Source organism: Pedobacter caeni (assembly GCF_900129215.1).
GTDB classification, from domain to species: Bacteria; Bacteroidota; Bacteroidia; order Sphingobacteriales; family Sphingobacteriaceae; genus Pedobacter; species Pedobacter caeni.
Genome location: NZ_FQUQ01000001.1, coordinates 1243860 through 1261522 on the forward strand (window position 1 = coordinate 1243860; position 17663 = coordinate 1261522).

Annotated in this window: 11 protein-coding genes; 2 read left to right on the plus strand and 9 right to left on the minus strand. The window is 44.1% G+C overall.

Translation table 11 applies throughout. The features are described from left to right. Positions 1-12: 12 nt before the first annotated feature. The 5 genes from BUC20_RS05205 to BUC20_RS05225 form a co-directional block, all read right to left on the minus strand. A complete protein-coding gene (locus tag BUC20_RS05205) occupies positions 13-396 on the minus strand; it encodes a DUF3037 domain-containing protein (protein WP_073228267.1) in 384 nt (127 codons plus the stop codon). Continuing rightward, the gene (locus BUC20_RS05210; protein ID WP_073228269.1) at positions 374-1171 is read right to left on the minus strand and encodes a HipA family kinase; all 798 of its coding nucleotides are present in this window, start codon (positions 1169-1171) and stop codon (positions 374-376) included. The genes BUC20_RS05205 and BUC20_RS05210 overlap by 23 nt, the downstream gene beginning before the upstream one ends. A gap of 15 nt (positions 1172-1186) precedes the next feature. Further along, positions 1187-3181, minus strand: coding sequence for a tetratricopeptide repeat-containing sensor histidine kinase (locus tag BUC20_RS05215; protein ID WP_073228271.1), 1995 nt, complete (start codon positions 3179-3181; stop codon positions 1187-1189). 90 nt (positions 3182-3271) lie between these two features. After that, positions 3272-3733, minus strand: a complete 462-nt coding sequence (locus BUC20_RS05220; protein WP_084528548.1) for a DUF4268 domain-containing protein — start codon at positions 3731-3733, stop codon at positions 3272-3274. Between the two features lie 34 nt (positions 3734-3767). Beyond that, a complete protein-coding gene (locus BUC20_RS05225) occupies positions 3768-4451 on the minus strand; it encodes a pseudouridine synthase (protein ID WP_073228276.1) in 684 nt (227 codons plus the stop codon). A 160-nt stretch (positions 4452-4611) separates the two neighbouring features. Here BUC20_RS05225 and BUC20_RS05230 point away from each other — a divergent pair, with 160 nt between their 5' ends. Together BUC20_RS05230 and BUC20_RS05235 are read left to right on the plus strand one after the other, a co-directional pair. Next, entirely contained in the window at positions 4612-6201 is a 1590-nt protein-coding gene (locus BUC20_RS05230) for a M20/M25/M40 family metallo-hydrolase (RefSeq protein WP_084528550.1), read from the plus strand. 203 nt (positions 6202-6404) lie between these two features. Continuing rightward, complete coding sequence (locus BUC20_RS05235) at positions 6405-7166, plus strand: CPBP family intramembrane glutamic endopeptidase (RefSeq protein ID WP_073228281.1); 762 nt, start codon at positions 6405-6407, stop codon at positions 7164-7166. 58 nt (positions 7167-7224) lie between these two features. Here BUC20_RS05235 and BUC20_RS05240 read toward each other — a convergent pair whose 3' ends face one another. The 4 genes from BUC20_RS05240 to BUC20_RS05255 form a co-directional block, all read right to left on the minus strand. Then, positions 7225-9666, minus strand: coding sequence for an alpha/beta hydrolase family protein (locus BUC20_RS05240; protein WP_234994452.1), 2442 nt, complete (start codon positions 9664-9666; stop codon positions 7225-7227). Between the two features lie 110 nt (positions 9667-9776). After that, positions 9777-12530 carry a M14 family metallopeptidase gene (locus tag BUC20_RS05245; RefSeq protein ID WP_234994454.1) on the minus strand — a complete coding sequence of 918 codons (2754 nt, stop codon included), beginning with the start codon at positions 12528-12530 and terminating at the stop codon, positions 9777-9779. 13 nt (positions 12531-12543) lie between these two features. Then, positions 12544-14058: a RagB/SusD family nutrient uptake outer membrane protein gene (locus BUC20_RS05250; RefSeq protein WP_073229508.1), complete on the minus strand. Its 1515-nt coding sequence runs from the start codon at positions 14056-14058 to the stop codon at positions 12544-12546. Between the two features lie 49 nt (positions 14059-14107). Continuing rightward, on the minus strand, positions 14108-17572 hold the full coding sequence (locus tag BUC20_RS05255; RefSeq protein WP_073228287.1) for a TonB-dependent receptor: 3465 nt from the start codon (positions 17570-17572) through the stop codon (positions 14108-14110). Positions 17573-17663: the final 91 nt, after the last annotated feature.

The window sequence follows — 17663 nt, forward strand, 5'->3', positions numbered from 1 at the left end:
ACCAGCTGAGCCCTAAAGGACCAGCTGATGGTATAGTTTTTCCAATGTTTCCTGTGCATCAAGACAGAAACCAGGATGGGTTTTGGAAGTCTGCACTACTGTACTGCGGGTAGCAGTGAGCCAGCGGAATCTGGAAGCCATATCCAGTTGTCCGATTGTCCCTCCTTCTTTACCTCCTTTACTGATCAATTCAAAGGAACGCAGGTGACCTTGCAGTTCTTCGCAATCCAGTTTACCACAAAAGGCTTTCATCTTTATATCATTGACTTCAAACTGTGTTTTCAGGAACTTTTGTTTGGCACAATAAAGTATGATTCCCACATTCAGAAATTCTTCCCGTTCTACCCTTGGCACGACGCGGATGACGGCATACTCAAATAAGTGTTTCTCTTGCATTCTGTGCTGCTTTTACAAAAATTTCTGAATTAGCGATCCTTAACTCCAGGAATCGGGAATATACTTCACGGTGTTCGGATATACTGTCAAAGGGATTGTCAACCGACAGCCAGTCGTCCGGAATAAGCGAAACGATGGCACGGATTTTTTCATTCGTAAGAATTGCCCTGAATTCTGCGTCTACCTGTTCCAGTTCGCTTGCTTTGGAAAGCAATACATGGTCCTTAATCAGGCCAAAAGGTTTTATGGCCTGTTCTTCCCAGTTCTCCATAGCATGATGGAAATACAGTGCTGCACCATGGTCAATCAACCATAATTCTTTATGCCAGATCAGCATGTTCGTATTACGGGCTGTACGGTCCATATTGGTTAAAAAGGCATCCAGCCATACGATCTGTGAAGCCGTTCTTGCATCCGGATGATTCACGATCGGATCAAAGGTGATGGCTCCTGAAAGGTAATGGAGGGCCAGGTTAAGTCCAACGCTTGTCCTCAACAGGTCCTGAATCTCTTCATCAGGTTCTATCCTGCCGAAATCTGTTTCCAGCGTTGCAAACACCAGTTCCGGGATGCGTAATCCCAATACACGGGCTACTTCTCCGCCGAGCAATTCGGCAATAAGTGCCCGGAGCCCCTGACCGGCTCCGCGGAATTTAAGTACATATAAAAATTCGTCGTCCGCCTCTGTAATGGCAGGCATTGAGCCTCCTTCGCGCAGAGGGGTGACATATCGGATCACATTGACCGTTCTAAGCTGTGGCTGATAATTATTCACGCGCCAAATATAAGGCTATTCTCCTACATGAAGTTCAATATTTATCGCAGTACCTTCATTGATCGCTGAATTCAGTTCCATTTTGCCATGCAAGAGGGCTACCCTGTTTCTGATGTTGTCCAGGCCTATCCCTTTAGTATGATTTGCTGATTCGGGGTCAAATCCCTTGCCATTGTCTTCTGCAGTGATCAGAAAAACGCTTTCATTCTGACTGCATTGCAGCAAGAGCTGAGAGGCTCCGGAATGGCGTACGGTATTGCTGAGGATTTCCTGAATGATCCGGTAGATATTGATCTTCATAGAAATCTCCATGCTTTCCTGGATATCAAATAATTGTAAAGTGATTTTCAGACCATTGTTGTTAAAGGTTTCGCAGAGGTCTTTAAGTGCAGTTTCGAGCCCAAACTTCAGCAGTGTTTCCGGCATCAGGTTTCTGGCGATGCTCCTAAGATCGTTTACTGAATTATCCAGCTGTGCAATGATTTTGCCCAGTTCAGTATCTTTTCCTGCAGGAGAAGTATTGGCCACCACATCAGATAAGTTGATTTTTATTCCGGCCAGGGTCCCTCCAAGTCCGTCATGAAGATCTCGCCCTACCCTTTGTCGCTCCCGCTCCTCACCTTCCAGCATGGCGTTACTGATCGTCAGCTGCTTGTCCTGCTCCAGTTCTTTTAATCTTTGCCTGTAATTGATTTCTTCCTGTTTGGTGAGCTTTTTACTGTTTCTGAAATATAAGAGTCCGAAAAAGGAAATGATCAGCAGAAACAAAGCGACAGAACCCAGCAACCAGGCGAGCAACCTGTTGTTTTTAACAGACAATGCGGCCTTTTCATTTGTCGCTTTGAGAACTCCTATTTCCCGTTGGTTCTCCGCTTTTTTATACTTGATTTCCAGTTCATGCACATCCTTTTCAAGCCTGCTCTTGTTGATACTATCCCTCATCAGACTAGCCGTTTTCATCCATTTGTAAGCCTCAGACATATTTCCCAGCCCTGACCAGGTTTCTGCAAGGTCTGTATAAACCAGCAAACGGTCATCACTAAGAAACAGCATATCTTTTTGTTTCAGGAGATAATTAGCTATAGAAAGTGCCTTATCGAACTTCCTTTGGCTTCGGAGTACATGAAGCTTTTGCATCAGCAGGCGTTGTTCCTCGTTTCTTGCCTGGAGCTTTAATGCCATTTCAATTCCTTTATCAAGGCTAATGATGGCCTGATCATATTGTTTGACATCATCGAAGTACAAACCTTCTGCAAAATAATAGTCAAGGTACAAGGGGCTTTCCGGATTGGGGCTCAGCAGTACCGACGCACTATCTAACATCGCTTTTGCCTGCGGGTACTTCTTCAGAAAGACATAATTTTCAGCGGCGGTATGGTAAGCTACAATTTTATAGCTTTTTTTTCCTTTTACTTTTTGTAGAATTTGTAAGGTAGAATCTATATAGATCTGTGCCTTTTCGAACTGTTTATTGTTCTTGAAAACCAGCGAAAGGTCCATGTAATTGACGGCCAGATAAGCCTTATCACCTGATTTAATCGCATAAGGAATTGCCTTGTTCAATAAGGCATCGGCCATTCCCCTGTAATTGTCCTTCAGTTGCTGGAGTACCCCATAATTGTGCCAGGACTTTGCCTGGAGCAGATAAGCATCTTCTGTTTTAAAGGGAGCGAGTAAGGCATGTGCCTTTTTAAAACTGACTTCACTCTTATGGAGATCGGTACGGGATTCCAGCGTTGCGGCATAGTAATAATAAATCGCCTGCAGGTAGGCATTCTTTTTAATGAGCTTCCTTCCTTGTTCCAGGTAATTATTGCTTTGCAGGGTGTCGGCATACAATAGTTGTTCTGCCAAATTGAAGTTTGTTCTGGCTCTGAGGCTGTCCGGAATTTTCTGTTCCAACATGCCTTTCAGGCTATCCACGAGAGATATTTTTTTGGCGGGTTGCTGGGCCTTAAGTCCGGTAATCAGGATTCCAAGAAGGAGAAGCGTGTAGAAGAATCTTGTCATTCAACAAGATAAAAAATAAATAAAAGATTATCACAGGGTTAAATGCAAAATACCTGGAAACTGGTATGCCGGAATAACCGCTTTAAACCGCTATTTAAACGTATCAAAGCTGTCTTTTGCATCCGACCAGAATTCGTCCAGTGCAATGATCCTTGGCTTAAAGAAAGAAATCAGTTCCGGCCAGTCTTCCTGCTTAAAAATGCTGACCCCAGGCAAAGTTTTCACGATTCTGCTGACCGTCTTATGGTTTTCATCCTGTGCATGAAGCTGCCATTCCCACTCTTCATTCAGACTGGCATTGAGGATGTTTTTAAACTCCAGAAATTGTTCAAACATCAGCTCCTGCATGCCAGGGTCGGGATGAGACATTTCTATCGCAATGGATGCGGATTTTTTATCTGCCTGCATCTTAAAGTGCAGGTTCTTGATTCCTGTTTTATAGTTCACCCAATTGGTCCGGAGCCCTTCTGCTGAAAGGTGTGGCGCAATATATTGTCCGAAAGCGGTCCAAAAAGCCTGTTTTAGTTGTGAAGCCTGTTCTTTAGAATACAATGTGTAAGATGTTAACCGGGTAAATATTTAATAATTAAAGGGACCAGCTCATGAGGTCCATCGTTCTTTTAAATTCGTCCTGAACAGAAGCTTTAAGGTGAATTTCTTCTTTCGTCACCGGATGATTAAAGATCAGTTCAGAAGCATGTAACAACATGGTGGTCATCTCCCACTCCTCTTTGAAAAACCTGTTCTGCTTGTTGCAACCATGCTTACGATCGCCGATAATGGGATAAAAGATATGTGCAAAGTGACGACGAAGCTGGTGCATCCTTCCGGTAGTTGGCGTGGCTTCGACCAGGGAATAGCGGGAGGTCGGATGTTTACCAAAGGCCACATCGATCTCTGCTCTTTGCAGGGTAACATAAGCGGTAAAAGCCTCCTGCATCGTTCCATTCTCTTTAGCCAGAGGATAATCAATCTCTCCGCTGTCCGGTGCATATCCCCTCAGTACAGCAAGGTATTTCTTTTGCACTTCCCCATTCTGAAACTGCTGGTGCATGGCGATCTCCACATCTTTCTCGAAAGCAAAGAGCAGCAAACCTCCGGTTTTCCTATCCAGACGATGGACCGGACTCACATGCCTGTTGACCTGATCCCTAAGCAGCTGTAAAGCAAACTCTTTTGCATCATTCGCAATAGAAGATCGGTGAACCAATAAGCCATGAGGTTTATTGATGGCAATGAGATGGTCGTCCTGATATACAATTTCCAGCATTTATCTTTTTTTGGCGAAGATAACCTTTTGTACTTTCAGAACCACTCCATTGTATCAACTTTGTTCGTTTTTGACAGACCAGATGCATTTCTTCTTATCTTTCATCAAAAATTTCCCCATAATCTAAACTAATTATTTCCTTACCTAAACGAATGATTTAATGAATACCACAACCACCACCACATCCTTTGCTTTGTTAAAACGAAGTACAAAGGTCTTTTTTATGGCCATGCTGATCACAGGAAATATCAGTTATGCCCAATCAAAGAAAGAAACAGTCGACAAGATCGTCAAAGAAGCAACAGAAAACTCACAACTCGAAAACCTGGCTCATGAACTATTGGATGTAGTTGGTCCACGTCTGGTTGGCTCTCCACAAATGAAACAGGCCAACGACTGGGCGGTGGCAAAATATGCAACCTGGGGAATTACAGCCAAGAACGAACAATGGGGAGAATGGCGCGGTTGGGAAAGAGGAATCTCACATATCGATATGGTTTACCCGAGGGTAAAATCTTTAGAAGGAATGCAATTGGCCTGGAGCCCCTCCACAAAAGGAAAAGCAGTGGTTGGTGAAATGATCATCTACCCTGACCTACCCGATTCTGTTTCCTTCAAAAGCTGGTTACCAAGTGTAAAAGGGAAATTTGTCATGTTCTCCATGAACCAGCCTACCGGCAGACCGGATTACAACTGGCAGGAATTTGCCACGCCTGAATCTTTTGAAAAGATGAAAAACAGCAGAACAAAACAGGCAGATGCCTGGCGTTCCAGAATCAGCAAAACGGGATTGAACCTGAAAGCATTGGCCCTGGCATTTGAAAGTGCCGGAGCGCTGGGTGTGGTAACAAGCAACTGGTCTTCAGGATTCGGAGTGAACAAGATCTTTGGGGCCAATACCACAAAAATCCCGTCAATAGACATTTCTCTGGAAGATTACGGATTGCTTTACAGACTGACTGAATCAGGAAATAAACCAAAAATAAGTGTAAATATCGGTTCTAAGGAACTCGGTGTAGTCCCTACTTTCAATACCATTGCAGAAATCAAAGGTTCAGAAAAACCAAATGAATATGTGATCCTTTCCGCACATTTTGACTCCTGGGATGGTGGTACTGGTGCTACTGATAATGGTACCGGAACCATTACCATGATGGAAGCGATCAGGATCCTGAAAAAGATCTATCCTAACCCGAAAAGAACCATTCTTGTGGGACATTGGGGAAGCGAAGAACAAGGCCTGAACGGATCAAGGGCTTTCGTGGAAGACCATCCTGAGATTGTAAAGAACATACAGGTGGTGTTTAACCAGGACAATGGAACAGGCCGTGTGGTTAATCTGAGCGGACAAGGATTTTTAAATTCTTATGCTTACCTCGGGCGCTGGTTGTCTATGGTTCCTGAAGATATTAAAAAACAGATTGCAACCACCTTCCCGGGTACTCCGGGTAGTGGCGGTTCTGACTATGCTTCATTTGTGACCGCAGGTGCTCCTGCTTTTTCTTTGAGTTCCAATAGCTGGTCGTATGGAACATATACCTGGCATACGAACAGAGATACTTATGATAAAATTGTATTTGACGATGTAAGAAGCAATGCGATTTTAACCGCAATTCTGGCTTATATGGCCAGCGAAGATCCGGAAACGACTTCCAAAGAAAAAAGTGTGTTACCTGTGAATGTAAGAACAGGTGAGCCTGCACCCTGGCCACAGCCAACAAAAGCAACCCGTAAAGGTGGAGTGAATTAGGTTATTTGTTAACTGTTCAAAAGAGCCGCTCTGTGAAATAACACAGAGCGGCTTTTATTTTTACTGAAATGGTGTCTTGTACTCAAATAGGTTTACAAAGCGGGAATTACCCCCTCCTCTGCAACCTTTTAAAAAGTTCTGTCGTCTTAATAAAATCACGGGTACCCCCTTTTTGAAATAACCTACACTCGATAAATTTAAATATGAAAAGAACCGAACACAAAAGCCCCGTTTTTTCATCTATCCTTGTCATCATTACCATTTTCGCTGCGCTGCAAATCCGCGATATTGCAAAATGGGCAGGATTGAAGATTTCTGGTTTTCCAATTCCATTTGGTGGAAGTATTCTGGATAATTTATTATCTGTTCTATTGGTATTGATTGTTGCCCTCATCCTCCTTCCTAAACCAGGATTGAAAATCAGTCCGGCATTAAGCCTCAACTGGAATGGTTTTAAAGGACCTTTGCTTGTCTTGCTTGCCACCATCCCCTGCTGGATCGGCTTGTCTATGCTGGGAACACCAACTAAGGACCTTGATTTCAAAAGCATCTTTTTTCTTACCCTATTGTTCCCTTTTGCAGAAGAATTGGTGTTTCGTAGTTTCGGATTCATCTTTACACGAAAGGCTTTAGGCTGGTCTTTAGCTCCGGCGATATTACTACAGGCAATTGCCTTCGGAGCGGTTCATTGGTGGGGAAATGGCGGAGGTACAGGTATTGCGCTTCAGATTTTCTTCATCACATTTTTTGGCAGTATTGTATTTGCCTTGTTGAATATGCTGGATGGGTATACGATATGGAGTGGATTTGTACTTCATGCCTCATTAAACGCTGCCTGGTTGGTATTTACAGTTTCTGATGCTGCAGCCATGGGTTGGATTGGAAATTTACTGAGGTTTGGAACTGCACTAATTGCTATTCTGTTATTAAAGTATGCTTCAGGAAAGAAAGTAAATCAACCTTAACCAGGCATTTAACGTATAAAAAAAGAGGTGATCAATTTGAATTGACCACCTCTGATTATTATTTTTTGTTTTTTACATATTTCTCTAACCATTGGTCCTGCTCCCAGAAGGTATGAAGGATAGACTCCCTGCTCCTGTACCCATGAAACTCTTTAGGCAACAACACCAATCTCACCGTCCCGCCATGACCTTTGATTGCGCTATATAAACGCTCACTCTGAATCGGGAAAGTTCCTGAATTTTCATCATCAATACCATGAGTCATCAGCAATGGCGTTTTAATCTTATCCGCATAATTGAAAGGCGACATTTTATTGTACACATCCATTGCCTGCCAGTAAGTACGTGCTTCTCCCTGGAAACCAAAAGGTGTTAAGGTCCTGTTATACGCACCACTTCTTGCGATTCCAGCAGCAAACAGCTTGGTATGAGCCAATAAATTGGCGGTCATAAACGCACCATAAGAATGTCCTCCTACCCCAATCCTGCCTCTGTCTGCAACACCCATATCTACTACATAGTTGATCAATGCTGTTGCATTGTCTTCAATCTGTTTCAGGAACGTATCATTGGGTTCTTCTTTTCCTTCGCCAACGATCGGCATATCTGCCTGATCCAGGACAGCATAACCTCTGGTTACCCAGAATACCGGAGAGCGGAAAGCCAGACGGGTAAAGCGGTAAGGAGAACCTTTCACCTGTCCTGCAGCGGCCAGACTTTTAAATTCTCTTGGATAAGCCCAGATCAATACCGGCAATGGTCCGCTTTCTTTTTTATAATCTTTTGGCAGATACAAGGTGGCAGATAACTTAATTCCGTCCTTACGAGGATAAGAAAGTAAGGTTTTCTGAACACCTTTTAAGCTTGGATAAGGATCTGAAAAGCTCGTTAATGCCTGTTCAGACTTATTTTTAAGGTTGATTGCGAAGATGTTTGGTGTCTCCTCTGTTGATTCTCTGGAAATGTAAACTTTGCCAGTATTGTTAAAGAAAACAGGTTCTTCATAATAAGGGGATTTTGATTTAAACAGCGTATCCTGTTTATTGGAAAGCAGGTTCCATTTCAAAATAAAAGGACGGTCACCCAGAGATGATGCTCCTGCTCCTTTGGTAAACACCACTCCTGCTGCTCCTTTGTCAAACAGCAATACTTTTGCTGCATAAGGACCTTTACCAAAGATAAAATCTCCTGGATCGGTATACGTATCTTCAGAAGATCTGTTCGCAATTTCTTTTACTGTTTTACCTGTTTCAGGATTGATCAGGGTCATCTTCTCCTTACGGTCTTTTCTCCATTGTTCCTTTACCAGGGCGTAATTCTGGTTGCCCCAAACCACATCACTATACCTTAGCGCCATCGAAAACAGTTTTACAGGTTCTGCAGTGAATGGTGCTTTTAAGGTATAAAGCACATCGCGAAGTTCAGATTTAAGGTTAGGATCTCCTTTATCCTGTGCTTCTGCCCATACCACAGTTGCTGCAGCATCACTTCTCCACTCGTAACTGCGTGGGCCCATTGCCACTGCGTCAAATCCTGTAGGCAGTTTTTCTGCCAGAGGGGCATTGTACAGCTGTTTCACTAATTTCCCTGTCGCGTCCAATACAGTAGTTTGGAAAGGGAAATAATAGATGGGAACCAGGTAAGAATAAGGTTTCTCTACCGTTTGAGTCATCAGATACTGCCCGTCGGGCGAGTAAGCTGCTTTGCGATAGATGGCTGGACTGCCTATTTTAACTGCATTTCCGCTGAGGTCAACAGATTGCAGTTGTGAAGTCAGGTAATACTCCATTAAACTCTGATCGTAAGTATTTTTCAACAGGTTCTGATACGTTCTGGAAGGGGTCACCACGCCCAGGTTTTGCTGTACCACCGGTCCGGTAGGTACAATGTTTTCTACAGGTTTAATTCCGCGCTCCGGAAGAATAAACTGGGCAAGAATATGCTTTCCATCAGGATGCCATTGCAAAGTGGTGCCATAAGCATCATTCAGGTATCCATCAGAAAGCCTTGTTGCCTTTAAATTCTTCACATCCGCCAGCCATAATTCAACGCCGTTCAGGGCATTGTTGGTAAAAGCAAAGAAGCTTCCATCCGCATTCCAGCTGATATTTGTCATCCTGAGTTTTTCGGGAAGCCCGGAAAGTTTATTTTCTTTACCTGTTTTCAGGTCTTTAATCGTCAATCCGTTGTATACTCCGGAAAGCTCTCCTTCCGTGGAGTTATTGGCAGGGTTGATTCTGATGCCCGCCAGTCCGATCACGGGTTGGGCAACCTGTTCTATGGATGCATATCCGGGCGCCTGCAAGAGCAACATCAGGCTGCCATCTTTATTAAATTGTACAGTTGGGCTACCTGGGGCATCCACCAGATCTACGATGCTTTTAGGTGGCAGCTGATAAGTAAGGTTTTCCTGAGCATAAACATAAGTGCTCAGTCCTCCCATCAGGAGAAAACTCAACAAGGTTCTTTTCATGGGGTAATAGTTATTGGTCAGTTTCATTCGTTTGATTTTGATTTATTCTCCAGGCAGCCATTTTTATGAGCTGGAATCACCTGATCTCACAAAAATGGCAATCTAAAAGGATGCCTGGCGTATGTATAGCGTAATCGTTACTTATGCAGGTACAACTCATTAAAGAGCATTTTGAAGGTGCTGTGTGCCTGCGCCCTGAAAGTGATCTCTGTACCAAAGGCATACAGTTTTCCTTTACCTACGGGGGCCACAAAAGCAATCACCCCATCTTTCAGGTAAGCTTGTCCCCAGGCCCATCCGCTTCTCAGTGCATCGTCTTTACCAAACCAGGCCAATGGTTTGATCCCTTTTCCTTCCGCATCGCTTCCAAGCTTAAACACCGGACTGTTATTGAATACCATATCTACTTCAGCAGGCATTCCCCAGTTTGCAGGCTGGTCTTTAGCTACAGTTGCTTTTAATATACTTCCAGGGATATAGAACTTATCGCCCGGCAGTGCGGTTTCTTTTCCATCCGCTTTGGTTTCTGCAAGCGCATTCTGTACCGGTAAACCAAGGTGATAAGCCAGATTGGTGCTGCTTCCTATCGTGATGATATCTCCACCTTTTTCCAGAAACTCCTTTAACTGAGGGATAGATTTTTCCGGACTGATGCTGCCCAGCCATGGGCGGAAAGCTTCCGGAATTTCTTCCGGTTTAGGTGCACGGCCCCCTCTTCCCGGAGTCGCTTTCTGGTCAACTGCCGGAATACCTCCACTGATGAACAGAATCCTGTCGTATTTTGAATTGAGCATTCCTTTATCGATGTCCTGCGGATAAATCAGCTGGAATGAGAAATGAAACTGCTCTAAAATCCACCTTACCCAACCGGAAGGCATAGAACCTCCATACTGATCAAATAAAGCGATACGTCCCGGCGTAATTTTAACCAGTCCTTTCGGCTTATGCTCGGTTTGCATAGCCATTGTCCCGAAATTAACACCCGTTTTCATCAGGATTTCCATTCCCTTTTCAGGAACATAAAAAGAGCCTTCCGGCATATTGCCCTCTGCTTTTGTCAGCCTTGACACTTCGATTCCTGCTTTGAGTAAATCATTTACCGCAATGAACGAGTTGTTCTGTGCAGCACTTAGTAAAAACCCTGTTGCAGCTACTAATTTATATACCGGTGGAGATTGTAACACCCCATATCCGATCTTTTCAAAAGGACCATCAAAACCATCCAGGATGCGGTCAAACTTAACTCCCATTTGAAAAGCCAAGGTCCAGCCTGCAGCATCATAAGGACGTACCGGCGGGCCACCCGGATATTGAAAATCATTGGGGTGATCCTGAGCCTCGAACATATCTACCAGATGCGGACGGAAAGCCTGATTTGTTTTGACTACATAAGAGCCGGCAGGGTAAGACCTGTCTGCTATTTTAAATGCTGATTTTGCCCGTTGCACCTCAATTCCTGACTTAATCAGGGTATTGATAAATTTCACTGCCGTAGGAAAGTCCGGCTGATCTGAGGGAATGACATATCCCCTTGCATCTCTCAAAGCCGGATTTTTATAAACCGCATCATAGTACTTCATCGGTATATCATTAGATACTTTTCCTGTGCTGTCCTTTTTCAGTAATCCATCCTTTTTGTCTTTTTCAAAAGCGGCAGTAATCGCTGCTACATGTTTTGGGGTTAAGGTCCAGTTGTCCTGATTTCCTTTTTGAATGGCATTTCTGCCCATCACGTAGATGTTGTACAACAGTTTATCGCCAAGCCTGCTCGCATAATCCAGGATTCCGTAATTCAGGGATACAGAGTAATCAATGGACTGCCTGAAGTTCCATTTCTGAGGTCTCACCGGATTTGGTGTGGCATTATTGGGAATTAACCTTTCCGGTACCAATGGAATCTCTGAAGGAGTTGGATTTCCGGTGATTTCCGTAAGGATTCCGATCATATTATGGAAATATGGCGTTGTTCTTAATCCTCCGTTCCACCAGGTCGAATAAACAGATCCACTCAAACGCGTATATCCTGGTTTGTTCTCCGTATTCAGCCTGTTGATCATGGAAGCCGCTACCCCATCAATTCCGGTGATGAGCAAAGGATCGTAAACATAATTGAAGGGATCGCGATATGGAGGTCCGGCCACTACCGCTCCCGCAGGTGAGGTCTGGTGGTGGTTGTAAATGATCTGCGGCATCCATTCGATGTATTGCTGTCTGGCAATATTGGTGCTTTCCTTCATGTTCATCATGTAGAAATCCCTGTTGTTGTCATGGCCGATATATTTCTGATACAGACGGGGCACATTCATGTTCATTTTTGCTGGATCTTTCTCCTGCATGTACCAGTCTGCCACCAGTTCCTGTCCGTCCGGATTAACCTGAGATAAAAGAATGATCACATTGTCCAGGATGCGCATGGTTTCCGCATCGTTGGCACTCAACAGTTTGTAATAGATTTCTATTAATTGCTGGGTAGCCACCATTTCGGTGGAATGCAGTCCACCATCTATCCAGACGATGGGCTTTCCTTCTAAAGAAAGCTTTGCGGCCTCTTCATCCGTAAGCCCCTCTGCCCTGGCCAGTTTCTGGGAGATCTCTTTATAGCGGGCGATTTTCTTCAGGTTTGCCGGAGATGAAACCACCATCACATATTGTTTTCTGTTTTCTTCCGTCTGCCCGATTTCTTTCAGCAATACCCGGTCAGATACTGCGGCAAGTTTTTTGAAATAGGCTTCGGCCTGAGTGTAATTGGCCAGCTTATAATCATCGCCAATGTTAAAACCAAAATGTGACTTCGGACTTGGGATGGTCTGTGCCATTAACGGCGATATCCAGGCTATTGATACAAAAGCAACAGCTGATAATAATTTAGTATACCTCATTGTTTGTTTCATTAGGTTAAAGCTACTAGTTGTTCACCATTTTCTTGTTCAGAATCAGCTCATCACTGGAAATCGGGAAAATATAATTCTGCGAAGAAGGGCTTGCTGCGGGAATGGAGTGGATAGGTTTGGCTGGCAGGTCTAATCCCAGCCTCATGATATCTGCATTCCTGATTCCCTCACCAATAAATTCGATCTGACGCTCTTTTAAAGTCGCCGCGATCAGCTCATTTGCATTCGCAAAATCAGCAACCGTATAACTTTTGCTTTTGTCCGACCTGTTTCTTACTGCTGTTAACAAAGCCACCGCCCTGCTGTCTACAGACATACTGTTTTTTGTCAGCGCCTCTGAAAGGTTCAACAACACTTCTGCGTACCTGATGACCGGTGCATAATCCGTATGTGGGGAAGCCTGACTGAACTTAAACAACCATGGTTTTGAAGAACTTGGCCCTACCTTAATGAAACTTCTTCTTGCATCACCGGCTGCCCAGGTATTGTCTGCAAGGATGCCGGCAGGGTTTAAAGAGTACTCTCCTGCACCATTGCTGGCTGTTGTTCCGCCATCTTTAGTACCCGGAAGGTAATAGCGTGGCATAGATACTGCCGGTGCATCATTATTGGTAAAAGGCATAGAGAAGATAGATTCATTGCTGGTGTAAGGTGCAGTGAATACGGCTTTCACATCTGCGGATAATCCGTTAGCCACCCCATCAATTGGAGCCGCAAAAGGGGCAGTAAGAGAAACAATTTTATTGGCTTCCGTAATCACCTTTGCATAATCCTGTATGCTCAGGTAAACCCTTGTTTTCAATGCGATTGCTGTATTTCTATGCGCACGGGTGGTATTCAAAAATGCAGAACTGTATTTCAAAGGCAGGTTTGTTTCTGCAAAATCAAGATCCTGTAGAATTTGTGCATAGGTTTCTTTGACCGTACTTCTGGCCAGGTCGTAGTTTCCTGGCTGGGTATTCCCTTCCAGGCGCAAAGGCAGGCCTGGTTTTGAGCCTGCCCCATCCAGATACGGGCGGGCATAAAGCTGTAGCAGATTGTAGTAAGCCACTGCCCTGATCAATCTTGCTTCGGCAATATAATTGGCACCCAGGTCTTTTCCTACCACTGCTGTTCCGGTGCGGTTCATGCCATCGATAAACACATTACAGGCATTGATGGCCTGGTAAGCGGTTTCCCAGGTCGTCACCACATCATTGGTGGTCGTTTGGGTAAGCAATTGATAAGAAGTATATCCGTTAGCCGCATTCAGGTTTGTACAGACAAAATCGCCGGAACGGATGTCACTGATGATGTAATACCAGCTGCCAAGAAAACGTCCGGTTTTTAAAGCCGTATATAAGCCGTTTACCTGATTGGAAATCCTTGGTGCGGTTTCAAATGCGGTCGCATCGGTGATTAAAGTCGAAGGATCAGGGTTCAGCAATTTGCTCTTGTTGCAGGCAGAGAACAGCAATACACAAGTGCCGATTAAAAGTAATTTCCTGAAGTTGTAATTATGGTTGAATATTCTTGAGGATCGTTTCATAATCTGATTTTTTAAAGAGATGTTCTGAATAAATGAATTCGTCATGAGCTTAGAAGCCAACGTTAAGGCCAATAGTGAAGGTTCTCGCATTCGGACTTTGGTTCTTGTCGATGCCCTGGGTAATTGCCGTATTTGCATTGGTCGTTACCTCGGGATCCATTCCGGTATATCTGGTCAGTAAAGCAAGGTTTTGTCCGCTGACATATACCTTGGCATTGCTCAGTTTGATTTTAGAAAGCACATTTGTGGGAATGTTATAAGAGAACATCACATTCTTTAACCTTAAGAAATCTGTTGAGCTGACATTGATATCCAATGGGATCGTATTTCCTCCGGAAGTATTGTCTCCGTTTACCACTCTCGGAATATCGGTGATGTCGCCTGGTTTTTGCCAGCGGCGCAATACGTCTGTAGAGTTGTTCCAGAAACGCTGATCACGCATCGTTGCCTGGGTTCCGTTCATCATATAACCGCCCAGCTGATAGGTCAGCAACACACTCAACTCAAAATTCTTATACTGAAAACTGTTCGTCCATCCACCAAATATTTTTGGGGCGGTGCTTTTGTAAGGAACTGCATCTTCGGCAGGCGTAATCGCATTCGCTTTGCTGCCATCTTCGTAAGCCCATTGATAAGCCGATGGACCGCCTGGAAGTACCACTTGCTGATAAAGCACTTTACGTCCGGCTTTGTCCAGAAATATTCTTCTTCCTGTAGCGGCATCCACTCCGGCAGTGCGTATGGCATACAACATACCTGCTGCATATCCCGGAAGGGTGATGCTGTAAGCGTCAGTACTACCAATGATGATGCTGGGTACGCCATCAGCCAGGGAGGTTACTTCGTTTTTATTCGCGGTGATATTGATCCCACTGTTCCAGGTAAACTGATCATTCCTGATTGGCGCACCATTCAGCGAGAACTCAATTCCCTGATTGTACATTTTACCTACGTTTTGAAGGATGCTGTTGTTTGTAGAATTCGGGATTCCTACAGATGGAGGCAGTGGAACACCGAAAATCAGTCCGTCGATGTTGTTTTTATAATAAGCCAGCTCTCCGTTCAGCTTGCCATCCAATAAGCCGAAGTTAATGCCTATATCTGTCTTTTTACTGGTTTCCCATTTCAGGTTCGGGTTTCCTGTTGCAGAATAAGTCAGCCCGGGTTGGCCACCATAAAGACTGGCCGAATAGGTATTTAAAGCACCAAAATCGGTTAAACCACCAATGTTACCTACTTTACCATAACTGGCTCTGATTTTAAAATTACTGAATACTTTATCCAGGCCTGCTTTGGTCCAGAAATCTTCTTTCATGATTTCCCATCCGGCAGAGAATCCCCAGAATGTTCCTTTTTTATTGTTTGGTCCTAATGCAGAATACTCATCCTGTCTGTAATTTCCGGTCAGGTAATACTTTTGTTTATAGTTGTATTGCAAACGTGTGAAAAGAGAGAACAGGTAATTGTTAAAGATCCTGTTGTTGGTATTGTATTCAAAGATGTTTTGCCATCCGCCCTGAATATTCGAATAAAGCGGATCTGTTTGTCCCTGACGCTCTACTCCAAACTGATTGCCATCTGTTTTTTGTTGTTCCTGTCCAAGGAGTAAATTAAAAGCATGGTCTTTGGCGAAGACCTGATCGGCAGTCACTGTATTTGTCCAGACCCATCTTTCTCGTGTGGCATGTGCACTGCTCGCAGAACCATTATTGGTTACCCCTTCCCCACTCTGCGGACTAAAGTAATTCTCATAAGTGGTATAGCGGTAATCTATTCCATAAGTAGACCTCACAGAAAGCCAGTTCAACGGTGTGGCCTGGATATAGGCATTGGATTGAATGTTATTGACTTTATTTCTGGAATAATTGCTGCTCAAAGACACTACCGGATTGTAAAAACCCAACCTCGCCTGGTTCAGGTGGGTCGCATTGTCCTGTAAGCCTAAAAATCCGTTAGCGGTATTGTTAAAAGAACCGTCCTTATTAAAGGGAGCCACAATTGGGGAGTTGATCAGTGCCAGTCTGGACATTGCTCCGGAAGCTGAGGAGTTTCCCGCAGATCCGGTAGACATGGCCGAGGCATTGTTTTCATTGATGTAATTGATCTTTGCACCCAGGCTTAACCATGAAGTGGTCTTATTGTCGATGTTAAACAAGGCAGATTTCCTGTCGAAACTGTTTTTACGGAAGATTCCGTCTTGTTTCGTATAGCCCACCGATCCGTAGTATTTTGTAGATTGGCTTGCTCCTGAAATGCTCAGGTTATTGTTATGGGAAACCCCTGTCTGGTAGATGTAATCATACCATCTGGTATCTATAGGATTTCCGGCAGCATCATAAGAAAGGCCATAATAATTGGTCTTATCATTAAAGGTGTTGTCATTTCTCAAACCTTCATTTTTAATTTCTATGTACTCCGCGGCATTTAACAATTCAGGAAGCCTGTTCGCCTTACTAAATCCTACCCAGGTCTGATAAGCAATTTTTGCGGCGCCCTGCTTTCCTTTTTTAGTGGTGATAAAGACCACGCCATTGGCCGCGCGACTACCATATATACTTGTTGCAGCGGCATCTTTGGCAATGTCTACACTTTCTATATCTGCCGGATTAATGGCCGAAAGCGGGTTGGTGGCCGCATAACCAAGGTTAGATTCGTTTTCATTGGTAAAGGTCGGAACCCCGTCCACCACAATCAGCGGGTAGGAACTCAGGGAAAGAGAGTTTACGCCCCTGATACGGAATACGGGAGCCTGGTTTACTACACCGGCATTGGCTGTCATGTTTACTCCTGTAGCACGTCCGTTTAAGGCGCTTTCAAAACTGGAAACAGGCTGATCAGCAAGCACACTTCCTTTAACATTGGTGATGCTTCCTGTAGTTTCTGATTTCTTCTGTGTACCGTATCCGATCACGACCACCTCATTCAGATCTGAATTGTCGGGGTTCATCTTCAGGATGCCGAGATCTGCTGCAACCTTTATCTCTTTGGCCTGGTATCCAAGATAAGAAATGATCAATGTGGCATCCGAGCTGACCCCTTTTAGCATAAAACCACCATTGCTATCGGTCACCGTTCCCTGTGTGGCTCCTTTTACCTTCACGGAAGCACCAGGCAGCGGCAATCCTTTTTCATCCACAATGCGCCCTTTCACATCCACAGGAGGCAAGGCCGGTTCGCTGATTTTTTTAGGCGTGATGAGTACCGTATTGTTTTTCAATTGATAACTAAAAGGTTGTCCCATGACCGATAATTTCAAGGCTTCTTCCAGAGAGGCATTGGCAATATGGATAGACACCGGTTTTGCTGTACCAATCAGGTCGGCATTGTAAAGAAACTTACAGCCACTTTGTTTTCTGATCTCCAGCAGTACTTTATTCAGGGAGGCGTTCTTTTCTGAAAGGGTAATCTGACTTTTAGCATTGACCTGGAAGACGGTAATGCCCAGGATAAAAATGGTTAATTTTGGATGTCTAAAGCAGTCATACATCCTTTTGAAAGGTACATGAAAATTCATACGCTAATAAATTTAGGTTAGTTAATGTGTAATTAAATTACTCGTTTGCTTGTATTTGGTTCTGCAATATGGGATTGGTTAATCCCCCATA